1 protein-coding gene is annotated in these 1,269 nt (G+C 50.6%); it reads right to left on the reverse strand.

Annotation, left to right across the window (positions count from 1 at the left end):
- Positions 1–794: ParA family protein (locus DW088_RS15615; protein ID WP_147356592.1), on the reverse strand; the 794-nt coding region annotated here is incomplete at its 3' end.
- Between the last annotated feature and the right edge of the window lie 475 nt (positions 795–1,269).

A 1,269-nucleotide genomic window follows, 5' to 3' on the forward strand; every position in this document is an offset into this window, starting at 1 on the left:
ACAAACTCCTTGACGAAATTCAGACAGTCATTCACAAAATTCCGGCTGGCCTCGGAAACGCGCTCGCCCTTGGTCTGTGCCTTGCTCTCGATGTAGTCGAACACGTTCTCCTGCACAGCCTGCGCTTCCTTGATGATCACGTTGCTGCGGATGGTCGTGCGGTAAACATCCGCGCCCATGTAGTCCGCGATCTTCTCGGTCAGCTCCTGAATGGTCTTTGTGACGCGTGTGCGCTCGGTGCGCGTGAGCAGCACGCCGTCGATCCTGAGCGCCGGATTGGTGTATTTCTTCACCGACTTGTAAGTATCATACAGCTGGGTGATGCCGGATGCCGCAAAGGTCTCCGCCATGGTCGGGATGAGCAGATAGTCGGCAGCCGTCAGCGCGTTCACGGTCAGCAGGCCGAGCGACGGCGGACAGTCGATGAGGATGTAATCGTATTCTTCCACTACACCGGTCTGCTCGTCGCGCAGCTTCTCTCTGAGCGTCATCTCTTTGCCGACGTTGTGCAGCTCCTGCTCAATGCCCGCAAGGATGGTATTCGCCGGAATGATATCGCAGCTGGGCGTGTGCTGGATGGCCTCCCGCGCCGAGACCGTTCCCTTCATGACCTCGTACATGGTCGCGCTGTCCTGATTCTCGGCAGCTACCGACATCGACAGGTTGCCCTGTGGGTCGCAGTCGATCGTCAGCACGCTGAAGCCCTGCTTTTTCAGACCGGCCGCCAGAAGACCAGTCGTTGTGGTTTTTGCAACGCCGCCTTTCTGGTTGGCCAGTGCAAATATCGCTGACATGTTCTCCACCTCTTTCAACTTTGTAAAGTTATAACTGTTTAACGTTACTCTTATTATATACCTGTGCAGTTATAACGTCAAGACTGTGTAACTTTATAACGTTATCTCTTTCTATAAGTTCAGAGATTCGTTCAGATCGTGTATTTCTCACTTTTTTCTCTCCTTTTCTGTCAGGAAGATTGAGTAGTGAAGTTTCAATAAAGAAGTTTTAGTAGATAAGGATTTTAGTATATCAGCCTGTTTTGCATCTGCTCAAAAAGCATCTTGTCTTTCCGCATACTACCTGTAAACAGAGTACCCTGTAAAATCAGGGTAATGGTATGGCAGACAAAGAAAAATGACGGTCTTTCTGCCGTCATCGGTGTTTGGGGATGGAAATATGATTTTCCGGGCACGACCATAAGCCATGAGGTCAATCATGGCTTAAAAGGTTATTCGGTTTCCTGCGAATGGCGTTTTGCTTTTACGCGCTCGA

It is taken from the genome of Butyricicoccus sp. AM05-1 (assembly GCF_003474415.1).
Classification (GTDB): domain Bacteria; phylum Bacillota; class Clostridia; order Oscillospirales; family Butyricicoccaceae; genus Agathobaculum; species Agathobaculum butyriciproducens.